Genomic DNA, 15,285 nt, shown 5'->3' with positions numbered 1-15,285 from the left:
CGCGCTCTGCCTCAGACCTGGTAATAATCGCGGTACCAATTCACGAAGTGGCGGATACCTTCCGCGACACCGGTTTGCGGGACATATCCGGTCAATTCCTTGAGCAGTGTCGCGTCGGCCCATGTCGCGCGCACGTCGCCCTGCTGCATGTCCATGTAATTGCGAACGGCCTTGCGCCCGCACTCGGCCTCGATCGCGTCGATGAAGTCAGTCAGCTTCACCTTGTCGCTGTTGCCGATGTTCACCACCCGGAACGGAGCCACGGGGGAAAGGCTATCGTATGCGGGGATGTCCTCGGGGGAGTCCAGCCTGACCGGCACCGCATCGATCAAAAATGCGATCCCGCGAACGAGATCTTTGACATAGGTGAAATCGCGGAACATCTCGCCGTGGTTGTAGATGTCGATCGGTGTACCTTCGAGGATCCCCTTGGTGAATTTGAACAACGCCATGTCGGGCCGCCCCCATGGGCCATAGACGGTGAAGAACCGGAACATCGTGGTCGGCAGGTTCCACAGATGGGCATAGCTGTGGCCCATCGATTCGTTGGCTTTCTTGGTTGCGGCATACAGCGTCAGTTGGGTGTCGCATTTCTCGCATTCGTGGAACGGCATCAGGGTATTGGCACCATAGACCGAACTGGTCGACGCCATAAGTAGATGATCGACTGCCAGTTCACGGGCGCATTCCATCACGTTGAAGGTGCCGATGATGTTGGCCTCGATATAGGCGCGCGGGTTTTCGAGGCTGTAGCGCACACCGGCCTGGGCGGCGAGGTGGACGATTACGTCGGGCTGTTCGGCCAGCATCAATTCGCGCAGCTGCCCGAAATCTTCCAGCATTCCGACATGCGCGGTAAACCGTTCGTTCTGGAGCAGCATCTGGTGCCGCCGCTCCTTGATCCGGACATCGTAATAATCGGTCATGCCGTCATAGCCGACTACGGTAAAGCCTTCGTCCAGCAGCAGCTGGGCCAGATGAAATCCGATGAAGCCGGCCGTGCCGGTGATGAAAACCTTACGCATGCGTTTCCCTAAAGCGTCCAGTCGGCCGCGCCGCCCAGCGCGCCCTTGAGATCGGCCAGAGTGCCGCCGGAATTGGTGAGGCCGCGGAACCGCGCCGCGCCCATCGCCACATACTCGCGGTGGGGAACTGCAAGCAAGACCAGATCATACTGGCGGTCCAGCGCAGTTTCGTCCAGCGTCAGGCCATATTCCTGCAGCGCTTCCGCCGCATCGGCATGCGGATCGTGGACGGTGACATCATGGCCGAGCCCGGTCAGCCTTGCGACCAGATCGGCCACCTTGCTGTTCCGCAGATCCGGGACATCCTCCTTGAATGTCAGCCCAAGGACGAGGGCAGTACCCTTGGCTGCGCCGCGCGCTGCATGCAGTCGTTCGCCAACCCAGTCTGCCATGCTGTCATTTACCCCGCGCCCGGCAAGAATGACCTTCGGGTCATGGCCCAGCTCCTCCGCCCGGTGGGACAAGTAATAGGGGTCGACGCCGATGCAGTGCCCGCCCACCAATCCCGGCCCGAACGGCAGGAAATTCCACTTGGTCCGTGCCGCTTCCAGCACATCCCAGACCGAAAGGTCCATCCGCCCGAAAATCTGGGCAATCTCGTTCATGAAGGCGATATTGATATCGCGCTGTGCGTTCTCGATGACTTTGGCCGCTTCGGCAGCCTTGATCGATGCGGCGCGGAACACCCCGCCGCTGGTGATCGCGCCGTAAAGCTGGGCAACTTCCTCGAGGACTTCAGGGGTCTGCCCGGACACGACCTTGGTGATCTTGTCGATCGTATGTTCACGGTCGCCGGGATTGATGCGTTCTGGACTGTAGGCAAGGAAAAAGTCGGTCCCGCATTCGAGGCCCGAAACCTGTTCCAGGATTGGCGCGCAGATATCCTCGGTAACTCCGGGATAAACGGTGCTTTCGTAGATCACGATCGGGGTGCGGCCAGCGGCGGATGCCCTTTCGATCATGCTGCCAACGGTGCGCGAGGCGGCCTCCACGATCGAGAGATCGGGCCGGTTGTTGTTGTCGATCGGCGTCGGGACGGTGACGATATAGAAATCGGCCGGAGGGCAATTCTTCGGATCGCCGGTGAGCTTCAGGCTCGATGCCGCCAGCCGCTCGGGCGTGATTTCCCGGGTCCGGTCCAGGCCCCGTTCCAGTTCGGCGATGCGGACCGCGTCGACATCGAGTCCCGTTGTGCCGAATCGTTTCGCCAGCGCGATTGCCAACGGCAATCCGACATAGCCAAGTCCGATCACGCATATTTTTATTTGAAGCGGGGTAGTGTCCATCGTTCCGAAACAGCTTTCCAAGGGCAGGCGGCATGATCGCGACAGGGCCTTAGGGCGGCGCGACCCCTCGGGCAACGGCTACTTGAGCGCACCGCTGAAGTTTCAACGTTCACAGCCGCTTGCTGTTGGCACCGCATATCCCTATCAGGCCCCCTTCCAGCGATATCGAGCGAAGCCCACACCGTGAAAAGCAACAGACTTCTTCATGACCCTGCCGAGCGGCACTTTGCGGCTCTGGTGGTGTTTCTGGGCCTGGTTTTTCTGATCGGTGGCGGGTCACGCGGAGATATTCAGTCGCTGATCGTGCTTCGACCGATTTCGGTGCTGGTTTGCGGTGCCGCGCTGGTCGGCCTGGCGCTGACCGATACTCTACGTTATCGTATGGTCTTCGGCATATTACTGGGAAGCATGGCGCTGATCCTGCTCCATCTTCTGCCCCTGCCGCCGGGTCTGTGGCAATCCCTGTCCGGCAGGGAATTGCTGGCCGAGACCGACAGACTCAGCGGGACGGGGGACGTCTGGCGGCCGCTCAGCCTCGCGCCGGATTCTACGTGGAACGCGTTTTTCACGATGTTCACGCCGCTCGCTGCGCTGCTTCTGATCGCGCGTCTCGGGTCCCGCCATTTGCAGCGGCTGGTGCCGGTTCTGCTGGGAATCGGAACATTTTCAGCCGTGCTCGGGCTCCTGCAGATTATCGGCCCGCCCGACAGCCGGTTGTATTTCTACCGCATCCATACCGATGGAATGGCAGTCGGTCTGTTCGCCAACCGCAATCATGCCGCCATGCTGCTTGCGGTGATGTTCCCGCTGTTGACGCTATTTGCCAGTTCGGGAAACACGGAAAATTCGATGAAGTTACGCAGCTGGCTGGCGATCACGGTGGCGATTACCCTCGTGCCGATGATCCTCGCCACCGGTTCGCGGGCGGGCCTGTTGCTGTCCGTTCTGGCGATTGCGGGAAGCGCTCTCTTCTATCGCCGTCAGGAGGGATTGCACCGGCGGCGGGAGGCGCACAAGGCAGGTCGCCGCCCACTGTTGCTGCTAGCGGCATTTCTCGCGGTCGGTGGGGCGAGCTTTCTGTTGTCGCGCGCGACGGCAATCAACCGGCTGTTTTCAGAAGGCGTGTCGGAAGACCTGAGGTTTTCGATTTGGGGGCCGACCATCGACGCGGCGCTGGAATTCTTCCCGTTCGGCAGCGGTCTCGGCACCTTTGTAGAGGCGTTCAAGATCGACGAACCCGACAGTCTTATCGGCCCGAGCTACGTCAACCATGCGCATAATGATTTTCTCGAGCTTTTCATGACAGGCGGCTTGCCAGCAATTGTCCTTGCGCTCGCCGGGCTTGCCATCGCCGGCAAATGGGCATGGCAATCCTGGTTCGGCGGCGAAGCGGATAATTCCCGGGTTCAACTCGCTAGAGCGGGATCGATCATCGTGCTGACGCTGGTTCTGGGCAGTATCGCGGATTACCCCCTCCGGGTTCCGTCGCTGGCTTGTTTACTGGTGGTCGGAATAATCTGGATGGTTCCGGAAAGGCTTGGAGCCGAACCAAAAACCCGCTAGCGCTACCGCGCTTAGTTGATGTCTTGTCCGTACTGGCCGACGAAGGAAGAACCTTGAAATACCTCGTGTTGTTTTCAGCCATTCTGCTGAGTGCCTGTGCAGGCAACAAGGAAATTGGCGGCGCCCCTAATCTTACAGTCATGGAAGGTGGCTTGCCCGTGCCCGATGACGCGGCACAGCTGGCGAACCGCGGATATGTGATCGGTCCGCTCGATCGGCTGACGGTCGACGTATTCGGCATCGAAGGAATGGAGGAACGCGAGTTGCAGGTCGACTCCGCCGGCCGAATCTCCTTCCCGATTGCGGGTGTCATCGATGCCGGCGGCCATTCGCCGGAAGAAGTCGAAGCGATGATCCGCTTGCGTCTGCAGGCGTCCTATATCCGGGATCCGCAGGTTTCAGTCAATCTTAAGGAAACCTTGAGCAAATTCTTCACCGTCACCGGCGAAGTTCAGGAAGCGGGGCGTTTCCCGGCCGCCAACGGCACCACCTTGCTTCAGGCGGTTGCCCGGGCCCGCGGCGGAACGGAATTCGCCGACCTCGGCGATGTAGTCGTGTTCCGCGAAGCCGAGGGCCGGAAATATGCGGCCCTCTACAATCTCGCGGCAATCAGCCGCGGACGATACGACGACCCGCCGATCTATGCCGACGATATCGTGGTTGTCGGCGATTCGACCGCGCGCAAGATGTTCCGCGATGGCCTCGCAATCCTTCCCGCTCTCACTACCCCGCTGGTGGTCTGGCTTCAAAACTAAGCGCGGGATGCCGCAAACCTACGGATTTTAGATGCTCTCTTCGAACACCATCGACAACACTTCAGCCCGCGAAGCCGATCAGAGCGATCAGTTGATCCGCTCTGACGACAACCCGCCGATCCTGCTGCAATGGTGGGATGTCGTCCTGCGCCGCAAATGGGTGGTCATTGCCATACTCGTGGCGGCGCTTGCCTTTGGCCTGATCGCTACATTGCTGATGACGCCGATCTTTACCGCCGACACACGAATCGAGATTTCGCGCCAGCGCCAGAATGTCACGAATGTGGAAGGTGTTGAATCCGGCGATGCCCGTGGTGACCTTGAATTCTACCAGACGCAATACGCATTGCTTGAAGCGCGTTCGCTCGGGGAGCGCGTTGCCCGTCATCTCAGGCTGGCCGACAATCCGGAATTCTTTTCCGCCCACGGGGTGGAAATCCCGGCCGACGAAGCCCAGTTGACCGAGCGCGTGACCACCGAAACTCGCAAACGGCGCTTCGAACGGGCGGTCGATATCCTTCTCGGCCATGTATCCATCGAACCCCTGCGCGGGTCTGCCCTGGTGGATATCCACTACAGTTCGGCCGATCCGCAATTGTCGGCCACCATCAGCAACGACTGGGCACAGCAATTCGTCGAATTGAGCATCGCCCGCCGTTTCGCCTCGACCAATGAGGCGCGCGAGTTTCTCGAACGGCAGCTGGACGATCTGCGGACCAAGGTCGAAGTATCGGATCGGGAGCTGGTCGATTATGCCTCGCGCAACGACATCATCTCGCTTTCAAGTCAGGTCGATGCCGAAGGACGGACCCAAAGCGAACAGACGATCACGCAATTCAACCTGTCCGCCCTCAACGCCGAACTGAGCCGGGCCACTGCGGACCGGATTGCGGCCGAAAGCCGGATGGGTGGCGCGGCCTCCACGGCCGAAGCGACCAGCAGCCCCGCAATTTCCGGGCTGCGCCAGCGGCGCGAAGAACTGGCCGGTCAATATGCGAATCTGCTGGTCAAGTTCGAACCCGAATATCCTGCCGCGCGTGCGCTGAGGCAGGAAATCGATGCTCTCGATGCCTCCATCGCGCGTGAAGTTGCCCGGATCGGCAACACGCGGACATCGCAGGCCCGCGAAGCAATCCAGCGCGAACAGGAACTTCTCCGGCGCGTCAACCAGCTCAAGCGCGACTTCGATGGGCAACAGCGCGATTCCATCCAGTACAATATCTTCCTGCGCGAAGCCGATACCAACCGCCAGCTCTACGATGCCTTGCTGCAGCGCTATAAGGAAATCGGGGTCGCCGGCGTCGAAGCCAACAATATCTCGATCGTCGATTCGGCCGAAGTGCCCGAAAGCCCGTCCTCGCCCAACCTGATCCTGAACATGGCGCTCGCCTTGCTGATCGGCGGGGCGGTGGCGGGTATCGCGGTGTTCCTGATGGAACAGGCCGACGAAGGGCTTAGGGATCCGGCGCAGGTTCGCCGCGAACTCAACATACCCTTCCTTGGCAGCGTTCCCGATCTGGACGAACTGGACCCGATCGCCAGCCTGGCGGACGTCAAATCGGAACTGTCGGAAGCCTACCTGTCCATTCGTTCGAACCTGGCTTTCGCCACGCCGCAGGGCTTGCCGCGATCGGTCATGGTCACCAGCACGCGTCCGGCCGAAGGCAAGAGCATCACCAGCGTCGCGCTGGCGACCATCATTGCCCGCACCGGGCAGCGCGTGTTGCTGATCGATGCCGATATGCGCTCGCCCTCGATAAACGGTTTCTTCGGAAGCTCGAACGCCAAGGGCCTGTCGAACATCCTTTCCGGGAATGCGGATCTGGCGAGCACCTTGCGCGGTACAGGTACCGAAGGGCTCGATCATGTTCCGGCGGGTCCGATGCCGCCGAGCGCGTCGGAGCTGCTCAGCAGCACGGCGATGGCGAACATCGTCCGCGAGGCGCTGGAAAAATACGACATGGTGATCGTCGATTCGCCGCCAATTCTCGGGTTGGCCGATGCGCCGCTTCTCGCGTCGGCGGTCGATGGCAGCATTTTCGTGGCCGAGGCCGGCGGGGTCGCGGTGCGCGGGATCCGTTCCGCGCTCGACCGACTGCGCGGCGTCCATGCAAAGTTCTTCGGTCTTGTCCTGACCAAATTGCCCCATCGCCAGGCGGGCTATGGCTATGGCTACGGCTATGGCTACGGGTATGGCGATACGGCCGGCACAGCTTCGGCCAAGGGCTAACCGAACATGGCCCGAACCAAGGACCGGCCAAAGAGCCAGCCGCTCCCATACAAGCGGCTGGCAATCTTCATGGCGGTCGCGCTGGTCCCGGCCTTTTTCGCCGCCGATCATGCGATGCAATCGGTGCTTCGCGCGCGCAGCCCTGCCACCATCCTGATCCGCGACCCACAGGACCCAGTTGCCTCGGTAACTCTCGCGCAGGTCAAATTGCTGGAAAATCCGCAGGATGATGCGGTCCGAGAAAATGCCGCCGCCGTGGCGCGGGCGTCGTTACGGAAAAGTCCCGTGAATCCCGCCGCCTTGCGGTTGCTGGCCTATACCGAGCCAGCCGATTCGCCCGAGGCGGAGCAGTTCGTGGACCTCGCGATTCGCTATTCTCGCCGCGATGAGCTCGCGCAGCTGTTCAAGGCGCTCAAAGTTGCGGAGCGCGGCGAGGAGCGGCAGGCGCTAAAACATTTCGATACCGCGATGCGTACCAGCCGGGCATCACGCCAACTGCTGTACCCCGTCCTGGGCAATGCCTTAGCGAATACGGAGATGCGCCGGTCCTTCGCTTATTTCTTCGAGAACGAGCCCGAATGGTTGCCGGGTTTTCTTCATTATCTGATTTCGGAGACACCCAGCCCGCGTAACGCCGGATTGTTGATATCCACTGCCGAAAACTATCCGAACAACGATATTTACCGGGCGCTCAAGCTTCAATTGACCGAACGCCTCGTTGCTACAGACGATATGGAATTGGCGCGGGCATTGCTCAGGCGGACCGCATCGGTCGACCCGAAGGTCAGCGTTTCGCCGTCGCTCACGCCGTCGCTGGTTGATGAGGGCAATGGGGCTTACGCCTGGCGCATGTTCGGCGGCGCGTCGATCGGGGCAGCGCTGGTCAGCGCTCAAGGTTCCGGAACTGCGATGGAAATATTCGCGACATCGGCAGAAAGCGATGTCGTCGCCACCAAGTTGCTGTTTCTGTCACCGGGCAATTACCGGCTCATCGTCCAAGCGTCCAGCCGCCGGATTCCGGAAGGTAGTTCGATTGGCTGGACGGTGGCGTGCCAGTCCGGAGGCAACTGGGCAGAACGCACTTCGGTTCAGGTAACGCCGCGCAATAACCCCGACACGCTCGCAATGACTTTTTCCGTGCCAAGGGGTTGCCGCGCGCAGCGGATCGCAGTGTCCGCAACCGGCAGTTCGGGTATTGATGATCTGGAAGCCACGATCGCGGCGATAGAATTGACCGGAGGATCCTGAAATGGGCATTTTGCCTGAACTGGTGAAGCGTACGGCAGATTTCGGCTGCGCGGCGGTGGCACTGGTTCTGGTTTTTCCGGTCATGCTCGTCGCAGCGGCCTTGATCGCGCTATGCATGGGCAGGCCGGTCGTGTTCGTGCAGCAGCGACCCGGCAGGAATGGTGAATGTTTTGCATTATTCAAATTCCGCAGCATGACCGGAACCACCACTCGCGCTGGAGAGGTGCTGCCGGATGAGCAGCGGCTGACGTCGCTGGGTAAGTTCCTCCGATCGACTTCGATCGACGAATTGCCGAGTTTGTTCAACGTCCTGCGCGGCGACATGAGCCTGGTTGGACCGCGTCCTCTGCTGGTGGAATATCTGCCGCTCTACAGCCAGGAACAGGCCGCGCGCCATGACGTCCGGCCGGGGATCACCGGATGGGCACAGGTCAACGGGCGCAACGCGTTGAACTGGGAAGAGAAATTCGCCCATGACATCTGGTACGTGCGCAACCGATCACTCGCGCTCGACCTGAAAATCCTCGGGATGACCGTACTCAAGGTCCTCCGACGCGACGGCATTTCGGCGCAAGGCCGGGCGACGATGAGCCGGTTCGAAGGTTCCAATGGTTCGGACCGGACCGCCGTCGGCAGGGATAACGGCGCATGACGCAGCCTCTCTATGCGATTTACGGTGCCGGCGGCGCGGGTCGGGGCATAATGCCGCTCTTGCGGGCCATGTATCCGGCTGCCGAATGCGTCTTTGTGGATGACGGTTTTTCCGCCGACCATTGTAACGGGCACGCGGTGATGACCCTTGGCGAATTCCGGGAACGGGATGCGGGCGACAAAGGCATCGCACTCGCCGTCGCCGATGGTGCGCTGCGCAAGGCGCTGGCTTTTAAATGTGCCGAAGCCGGTATACGCTTTCTGACCGTCCGCGGTGCGCCCATTGTCGAAATGGACGATGTCGTGGTCGGCGAAGGAGCGATCATTTCACCTTTCGTAACTTTCACGAGCAACATCCGGATCGGCGCGCATTTCCACGCCAACATCTATTCTTACGTCGAACATGATTGCGCCATCGGGGATTTCGTGACGTTTGCCCCTTCGGTATGTTGCAACGGCAATGTGGAGGTCGGCGACGGGGCCTATATCGGGGCCGGAGCGCTGATCCGTCAGGGAACGCCCGGCAGGAAACTGCAAATCGGCAAGGGCGCGGTCATCGGCATGGGCGCAGTGGTGCTCGGCGATGTTCCCGACGGTGCGACCTATGTGGGAAACCCCGCGCGGCCGATCACACCGCGGTCTAGCTGATCAGTCCGTTGCAAGGCGTTACCTGGCGGCCAGGGCCATCACATCGCCCATTACTGCACACATCTGGTCCAGATCGTCGTCGGTCAGTGTTGGATGGGTCAGGAATGCAAGGCTTGTTTCGCCTAAGTCGCGGGCAATGGGCAGTCTTTTGTTCGGCCTGACGTCCAGTCCGTCGAACGCCTTTTCGAGATAGACCTCGGAACAACTTCCCTGGCCCAGTGGAATTCTACGCTCCTGCACTTCGCTAACGATGCGGTCCCGCGACCAGCCAGATTTCAAGCCGTCTGCCCGGACATAGGCATAGAGCCGGTAATAGGCATGCACCACGTCCGCCGGGGGTACAGGAACCCGCAGCGCATCGGGGAATTGCGCGAGAGTTTCGCGAATACGCGCCGCATTGCGAGCGCGCGCGGCCGTCCAGTGGTCCATGCGGGTAAGCTGGATCCGGCCGATTACTGCCTGCATCTCCAGCATCCGCCAGTTAGTACCGATCGATTCGTGCAGCCATCGGTAGCCGGGGGGATGTTCGCGTTCGTACACCGCTTCCCAACTCTTGCCATGATCCTTGAACGCCCACATCCGCCGCCACAGGGCCTCGCCGCTGGTGGTGACCATCCCGCCTTCACCGCCAGTGGTCATGATCTTGTCCTGACAGAACGACCATGCCGCGACATGGCCCCATGATCCTACCCGCCTGTTGCCGATTGCCGCCCCATGCGCCTGTGCGCAGTCCTCGATGACTACCGCCCCCAATTCGTCCGCCAAGGCGTTGATCGCGGGCATCGGGGCAGGCCATCCTGCGAGATGCACCGGGAGAATTGCCTTGGTGGCCGGTGTCGCGACGGCCCGAATCGTATCGGCGGTAATGTTGCCGCAGTCGGGATCGACATCGGCAAAGACCGGTCTGGCGCCCGCATTCAGGACGCAGGATACGGACGCGATGAAGGTGCGCGGTGTGACGATGACATCGTCGCCCGGCCCGATATCGAGGCCGCGCAGCGCGACATCGAGGGCGAGCGTCCCGTTGGCCAATGCAACCGCATGCTCCGTACCGGTCCACGCCGCGAATTCCCGTTCGAACTCACGCGTTTCCTGGCCGGTCCAGTAATTCACCCGGTTAGAACCGAGCGTTCGGGCAACGGCCTCGGTCTCTTCCCGGGTGAAGCAGGGCCATGGCGACAGGGTGGTGTTGAGCATTCGCGTTTCAAGCCGCGTCCGCGCCTGAATTGCAAGGAAAATCACTGCGGCGAAGCTAGCAGCTTGCATTGCCCAGGGGTCACTTTAAAGCCCGCGAACAATGAGCAAGACGATCCTTCTCAACGGCTCGCTGGCGTCGTCGCTGGTCAACTTCCGTGGCCCGCTTATCCGCTTGCTACTGGCACGCGGCCACAGGGTGCACGTAAGCGCGCCCGGGCTTGAGGGCGAGACGGCGCAAACACTGCAAAACTGGGGCGCAACGGTGCATTCGATCGATCTGTCCCGCGACGGCGTGGGCCTACTGGGGGATCTGCGCTATTGCGCGGCGCTGCGCAGGCTGTGCCGGCAGATCCGCGCAGACTTCGTCCTCAATTACACGATCAAGCCAAATATCTGGGGCGCTATCGCGGCGGCGGGAACGGGTGCCCGGTCGGCGTCCATGGTAACGGGGCTGGGCTATGCGTTCATTCCGGGGAGCGGATTTCGCCGTAAAGTCATGCAGCGCATCGCACGCGGGCTTTACCGAATCGCCACGATGCTTAACTCTGTGGTGATTTTCCAGAATCCGGACGACTGGCGGGATTTTACTGCCGCCGGCTCGCTGGGGAATCCGATGAAGGCGCGTCTGGTCGACGGTTCGGGGGTGGATATCGCCAGCTTCGCACCGACGCCGCTGGCGTCCGGGCCCGTATTTCTGATGATCTCGCGCTTCTTGTGGACCAAGGGGCTGCGCGAATATGCCGAGGCTTCGATTGCCGTTTTGGGCAACCTGCCGTCGGCCCGCTGCCTGCTGGTGGGCTATGGCGGCAGTGGCCCCGATGTCGTCCCGGCGGAGGAAATCGCAAGGTGGCAGGAAGCTGGGCTGGAGGTGCTGGGCGAGCTGCAGGATGTCCGGCCGGCACTTGCTTCGTCGTCGATCTATGTCCTGCCGTCATACCGCGAAGGCACTCCACGCTCGGTGCTGGAGGCGATGGCCATGGGCCGCCCGATCATCACGACCGACGCTCCGGGATGCCGCGAAACGGTGATCGAGGGAGAGAATGGGCTGCTGGTTCCCGTGGGAGACAGCGCGGCCTTGGCGGAGGCCATGCGCAGTCTGGCGGGCGATGCCGCGACGAGAAATGCCATGGGTTTGGCCAGCCGCCGAATTGCCGAGGAGCGCTATTCGGATATCACGGTCAGCAAAATGCTCGTCGAGCATCTGGGTCTGTGAGCCGCATGGTGTTTGCCGACGGGCTTAACATTGCCTATGGCGTCGGGACGTCATGTTGCCGCCAGACCCGGACTAGCGGTGGCGTTGCAAGTCGAAATCGCTTCGTGTCAATCACAGGCTGCAGGTCGAAAAATTCCTATGCCCAGCGTTGATGTGGTCATCGTAAACTGGAATTCCGGCGAGCAGCTGGCAGATTGCGTGGCGAGCTTGCTGGCGCATGATGCTGGCGACATCGCGGCCATCATGGTGGTAGACAATGCATCGCAGGACGGATCAGCAGACCTCGATTTTGCGGACGAACGCCTAACGATCATCAAGTCCAGCGAAAATCTCGGTTTCGGCAAGGCGTGCAATATGGGGGCGAGTTACGGCACCGCTCCGCTGATCCTGCTGGTCAATCCTGACTGCTGCGTCCGACCCAATTCCATTCGCGGCGCTGCGGAATTTCTCCTTTCCGACACCGAGCGGGCGTATGTCGCGTGCGGCATTCGGCTGACGGACGCGGCCGGGCAGACCCAGCGGCACTGCGCCCGTCAGCCGCGCCCCGCGATGTTCCTGGCGGAATCGACCGGCGTATCGCGAATTGCTCCCCGGCCCTTTCCGCCGGTAATTATGACAGATTTTGATCACCTGTCCGATCGCGACGTCGATCATGTCATCGGCGCATTCTATTGCGTTCGCCGCGCAGCCTTTGATCATGTGGGCGGGTTTAACCCGAAATTCTTCATGTATATGGAGGACCTCGATCTATCCGCCAGACTGAGGGCCGGTAACATGAAGATCAGATATCTGGCCGCGCCTTCGGCGTTCCACGCAGGGGGCGGGACCAGCCGGCAGATTCTCGGGCGGAGGCTGGGCTATGCGATGGAAGGACGCGCAAGGTTTAGCGCCCTGCATTTCGGCCGAGGCGCTCATCTCCTGGTGTTGCTCGCTATGCTGACGGCCGAACCCTTGGCCCGCATCGGTCAGGCTCTCGCTTCGGGGCGCGCGGGTGCGATAGGCGAAGTAGCCGAGGGATACCGGGTTTTCTTGCAGCGCTATTTCGCTAGAGACGCGCCGTGACCGGTCGCATCAGCCCCTTCTCCATTCCGTTTCACGGCGATGCACTGTCGAGCCGGATCGCGTTCATCCTGTTGTGCGTGCTGTTTTCGTTCCCGCATGCGGTTCAGGCTTTCAGCGCCTTGCTGTTTTTGGCCTTGGCATTTTTCGCGGTGATCGTGATGATCCGGGAGGGCGACAGGCAGACCCTGTCACTACTGATCCCGTGGTTCGGCATCTCGGTAATCGTCAACGGGATTTACATTGCGATCGGACAGAACCGCGGCGCCCCGCTGGAGGCGGCGTTGCAATCGGTGGCGGTGTTCGTAGCCGCGCCGATTTTCTGGCTGTTGATATTCCTCGCGGTGCGTCGGCAGTTCAGCGAAGTAGCGATCTTCCGGCTGTTCGAAGCAATTGCCTTGATGTCCGCCCTTTCGGTTGCGCTGTTCTTCTACATATTCCTGACCTTCGGCGCAGATGCGGCCAAGATCTTCAGCAGTGAACCCAATGTTCTGGTGCGGGAAGGTACCGTCTCGGCAACGATGCACGTCTACGCCACGCTGGTATTTATCAGTTCGGCGATGCTGTCCGTGCCGGATATCTACCGGAAAGGGATCTGGCAGCTGTTCATGCCGCTGGTGCTGATCGTCGTGGCGCTTACCTCCGGGCGATCCGCGCTCCTTGTGGCCTGCGCCATCGGTGCCGTTTCCGGACTGGTTTTGCGTCCGTTCATAATTTCAGACCGGGTTGCAGGCGCAGTGAAGAAACCGGGCCTATTTCTTCGGGCGCTGCTGTTCGGCACCGGTGGGCTGGTCCTGATGGCCTTGCTGGCGTCCTTCCTCGAGATGGTTGATATCGGGGTGGTCGTCGAGGCACTTGCGGAGAAAGTACTTTCCGGAGGCGGTGTGGAGCGGACGACCCAGTATTTCTCCCTGCTCGACGGGATTGCTGCGACCAATGGTTTCGGCGCGGGCCACGGGATCGGCGTCGCCTATGTGAGAGACTTCGAATACCCGTGGCGGTACGAGATTTTTGCTTTGGCATCGATATACCGGCTGGGCGTTTTCGGTTTCCTCCTGACCTTCATCCCCTTTGCGGTGTATCTCGGGGCGTTCGTGCGCACGGCGGCCCGCCGCCAGCTTCGGCCGCTCGACGTATTCTTGTTTTCAGGATGGCTTGCCATCGCACTGGCCTCGTTCACCAACCCGTATCCCGAATCCTTCATCTATCTCGGGCTGCTGATGGGCCCGGTTGTGCTGTTTCCTTACGCAAGGGCGACGGACACGCGCGCGGTGCGGGGGTCTGACACGCCGTCCGGGGCTGCCGGATGACCCTGGCAGACCGTGGCAGGTTGCGAAAAATCCTGGTTCTGTCGCGCTACGATCAAAACGGTGCAAGCAGCCGGGTGCGTTTCTATCAATTTGCCCCGGAACTTGAAGCGCTCGGTTGGCAGCTCGAGTTTTCACCGCTGCTTGGCGAAGATATCGTCGCTACCATTGGCCGACACCGCGGTCTGTCGGATTGGGCGAAAATCGCGGCGGCCTATGTCCGCAGGATTGGCGCGGCTTTCGCTGCGCACCACTACGATCTCGTGTGGATCGAAAAGGAACTTCTCCCGTTCGCGCCCGGACTGGTCGAGGCCGTGCTCAGGCCCCGCGCGGTTCCCTATGTTGTCGATTACGACGACGCGATCTTTCACAATTACGATGCCCACCGTTCAGGCCTTGTCCGCAGGCTTTTTTCCAGGAAGCTCGATTGGCTCCTGAAAGGATCCGCTCTGGTAACGGCAGGCAGCCGGTATCTTGAAGAATACGCAACCCGGCATGGCGCGCAGCGCGTCGTTGCCGTTCCGTCCTGCGTCCAAATATCGAATTATCCAAAAACTGCCTATCCCGGCGGGCCAGAATTGCGGCTCGGTTGGATCGGCGGCGTCACCACTTCGCCCTTGCTCATCGGACTGTTGCCCGTCCTGCAGGAAGCAGCCAGACGGTTGCCCCTGCGCGTGGTTGCGATTGGCGCCGGCAATATCGCGCTGCCGGGTGTGCCGCTAGAACAGCATAGATGGTCGCTTGCCGAAGAAAGTCTCTTGCTGGCCTCCTGCCATGCCGGGGTGATGCCGCTGCACGATTCACTGTTCGAGAAAGGCAAATGCGCTTTCAAGCTGGTCCAGTATGGCGCGGCAGGGCGGCCAAGCGTTGCGTCACCTGTCGGCGCAAATTGCGATGTCCTTACGTCCGAGACGGGACGGCTGGCCGACAGCGCCGAGGAGTGGTTGCACGCGATAGAGGATTGCCACGCAAACCCGCGGATATGGGCAGAGATGGGGCAAGCCGCGCGGCGGCGGTGCGAGACGAACTATTCCGTCGAGGCTGTGTCGGTCCGGCTCGCGGGCCACTTTCGCGAAATTCTGGACCGGCCGAACTGATCCGGA

13 protein-coding genes are annotated in these 15,285 nt (G+C 61.0%); 10 read left to right on the top strand and 3 right to left on the bottom strand.

The window, feature by feature from the left end; translation table 11 throughout:
* Positions 1-11: 11 nt before the first annotated feature.
* Both U0988_RS06265 and U0988_RS06260 read right to left on the bottom strand, forming a co-directional pair.
* The gene (locus tag U0988_RS06265) at positions 12-1,025 is read right to left on the bottom strand and encodes an NAD-dependent epimerase/dehydratase family protein (protein ID WP_322291767.1); all 1,014 of its coding nucleotides are present in this window, start codon (positions 1,023-1,025) and stop codon (positions 12-14) included.
* 8 nt (positions 1,026-1,033) lie between these two features.
* Positions 1,034-2,278 carry a nucleotide sugar dehydrogenase gene (locus U0988_RS06260; RefSeq protein ID WP_322291766.1) on the bottom strand — a complete coding sequence of 415 codons (1,245 nt, stop codon included), beginning with the start codon at positions 2,276-2,278 and terminating at the stop codon, positions 1,034-1,036.
* Positions 2,279-2,494: 216 nt separating this feature from the next.
* On the opposite strand from U0988_RS06260, the gene U0988_RS06255 reads away from it, so the two are divergent.
* Genes U0988_RS06255 through U0988_RS06230 form a run of 6 tightly spaced genes read left to right on the top strand, consistent with a single transcriptional unit; the run spans position 2,495 to position 9,406 of the window.
* Positions 2,495-3,874, top strand: coding sequence for an O-antigen ligase family protein (locus tag U0988_RS06255; protein ID WP_322291765.1), 1,380 nt, complete (start codon positions 2,495-2,497; stop codon positions 3,872-3,874).
* A gap of 53 nt (positions 3,875-3,927) precedes the next feature.
* On the top strand, positions 3,928-4,629 hold the full coding sequence (locus U0988_RS06250) for a polysaccharide biosynthesis/export family protein (protein ID WP_322291764.1): 702 nt from the start codon (positions 3,928-3,930) through the stop codon (positions 4,627-4,629).
* A gap of 31 nt (positions 4,630-4,660) precedes the next feature.
* Positions 4,661-6,859: a GumC family protein gene (locus U0988_RS06245; protein ID WP_322291763.1), complete on the top strand. Its 2,199-nt coding sequence runs from the start codon at positions 4,661-4,663 to the stop codon at positions 6,857-6,859.
* Between the two features lie 6 nt (positions 6,860-6,865).
* Positions 6,866-8,107 (top strand): hypothetical protein, encoded by a 1,242-nt coding sequence (locus tag U0988_RS06240; RefSeq protein WP_322291762.1) that lies wholly within the window; start codon positions 6,866-6,868, stop codon positions 8,105-8,107.
* A gap of 1 nt (position 8,108) precedes the next feature.
* Entirely contained in the window at positions 8,109-8,759 is a 651-nt protein-coding gene (locus tag U0988_RS06235) for a sugar transferase (RefSeq protein WP_322291761.1), read from the top strand.
* Complete coding sequence (locus tag U0988_RS06230) at positions 8,756-9,406, top strand: acetyltransferase (protein ID WP_322291760.1); 651 nt, start codon at positions 8,756-8,758, stop codon at positions 9,404-9,406. The genes U0988_RS06235 and U0988_RS06230 overlap by 4 nt, the downstream gene beginning before the upstream one ends.
* Positions 9,407-9,424: 18 nt before the next feature.
* Here the strand turns inward: U0988_RS06230 and U0988_RS06225 are convergent, their stop codons facing one another.
* Entirely contained in the window at positions 9,425-10,603 is a 1,179-nt protein-coding gene (locus U0988_RS06225) for a DegT/DnrJ/EryC1/StrS aminotransferase family protein (protein ID WP_322291759.1), read from the bottom strand.
* Positions 10,604-10,703: 100 nt separating this feature from the next.
* On the opposite strand from U0988_RS06225, the gene U0988_RS06220 reads away from it, so the two are divergent.
* The 4 genes from U0988_RS06220 (at position 10,704) to U0988_RS06205 (ending at position 15,279) form a co-directional block, all read left to right on the top strand.
* Positions 10,704-11,816: a glycosyltransferase family 4 protein gene (locus tag U0988_RS06220; protein WP_322291758.1), complete on the top strand. Its 1,113-nt coding sequence runs from the start codon at positions 10,704-10,706 to the stop codon at positions 11,814-11,816.
* A 138-nt stretch (positions 11,817-11,954) separates the two neighbouring features.
* Positions 11,955-12,878 carry a glycosyltransferase family 2 protein gene (locus U0988_RS06215; protein ID WP_322291757.1) on the top strand — a complete coding sequence of 308 codons (924 nt, stop codon included), beginning with the start codon at positions 11,955-11,957 and terminating at the stop codon, positions 12,876-12,878.
* Positions 12,875-14,185: a hypothetical protein gene (locus tag U0988_RS06210; RefSeq protein ID WP_322291756.1), complete on the top strand. Its 1,311-nt coding sequence runs from the start codon at positions 12,875-12,877 to the stop codon at positions 14,183-14,185. The genes U0988_RS06215 and U0988_RS06210 overlap by 4 nt, the downstream gene beginning before the upstream one ends.
* Positions 14,182-15,279, top strand: a complete 1,098-nt coding sequence (locus U0988_RS06205) for a glycosyltransferase family 4 protein (RefSeq protein ID WP_322291755.1) — start codon at positions 14,182-14,184, stop codon at positions 15,277-15,279. Before U0988_RS06210 ends, U0988_RS06205 begins: the two co-directional genes overlap by 4 nt.
* Positions 15,280-15,285: the final 6 nt, after the last annotated feature.

Origin of the sequence: Allopontixanthobacter sp., assembly GCF_034376665.1 — a bacterium.
Lineage (GTDB): Bacteria > Pseudomonadota > Alphaproteobacteria > Sphingomonadales > Sphingomonadaceae > Allopontixanthobacter.
Note: the sequence above shows the minus strand (reverse complement) of the source record. Positions and strands in the feature narration are given on the sequence as shown.

Bases quoted from the DNA above. Each gene is read 5' to 3' on its own strand.
- U0988_RS06265 (WP_322291767.1), bottom strand. From the start codon at position 1,025: ATGCGTAAGGTTTTCATCACCGGCACGGCCGGCTTCATCGGATTTCAT.
- U0988_RS06245 (WP_322291763.1), top strand. From the start codon at position 4,661: ATGCTCTCTTCGAACACCATCGACAACACTTCAGCCCGCGAAGCCGAT.
- U0988_RS06240 (WP_322291762.1), top strand. From the start codon at position 6,866: ATGGCCCGAACCAAGGACCGGCCAAAGAGCCAGCCGCTCCCATACAAG.
- U0988_RS06235 (WP_322291761.1), top strand. From the start codon at position 8,109: ATGGGCATTTTGCCTGAACTGGTGAAGCGTACGGCAGATTTCGGCTGC.
- U0988_RS06230 (WP_322291760.1), top strand. From the start codon at position 8,756: ATGACGCAGCCTCTCTATGCGATTTACGGTGCCGGCGGCGCGGGTCGG.
- U0988_RS06225 (WP_322291759.1), bottom strand. From the start codon at position 10,603: ATGCTCAACACCACCCTGTCGCCATGGCCCTGCTTCACCCGGGAAGAG.
- U0988_RS06220 (WP_322291758.1), top strand. From the start codon at position 10,704: ATGAGCAAGACGATCCTTCTCAACGGCTCGCTGGCGTCGTCGCTGGTC.
- U0988_RS06215 (WP_322291757.1), top strand. From the start codon at position 11,955: ATGCCCAGCGTTGATGTGGTCATCGTAAACTGGAATTCCGGCGAGCAG.
- U0988_RS06205 (WP_322291755.1), top strand. From the start codon at position 14,182: ATGACCCTGGCAGACCGTGGCAGGTTGCGAAAAATCCTGGTTCTGTCG.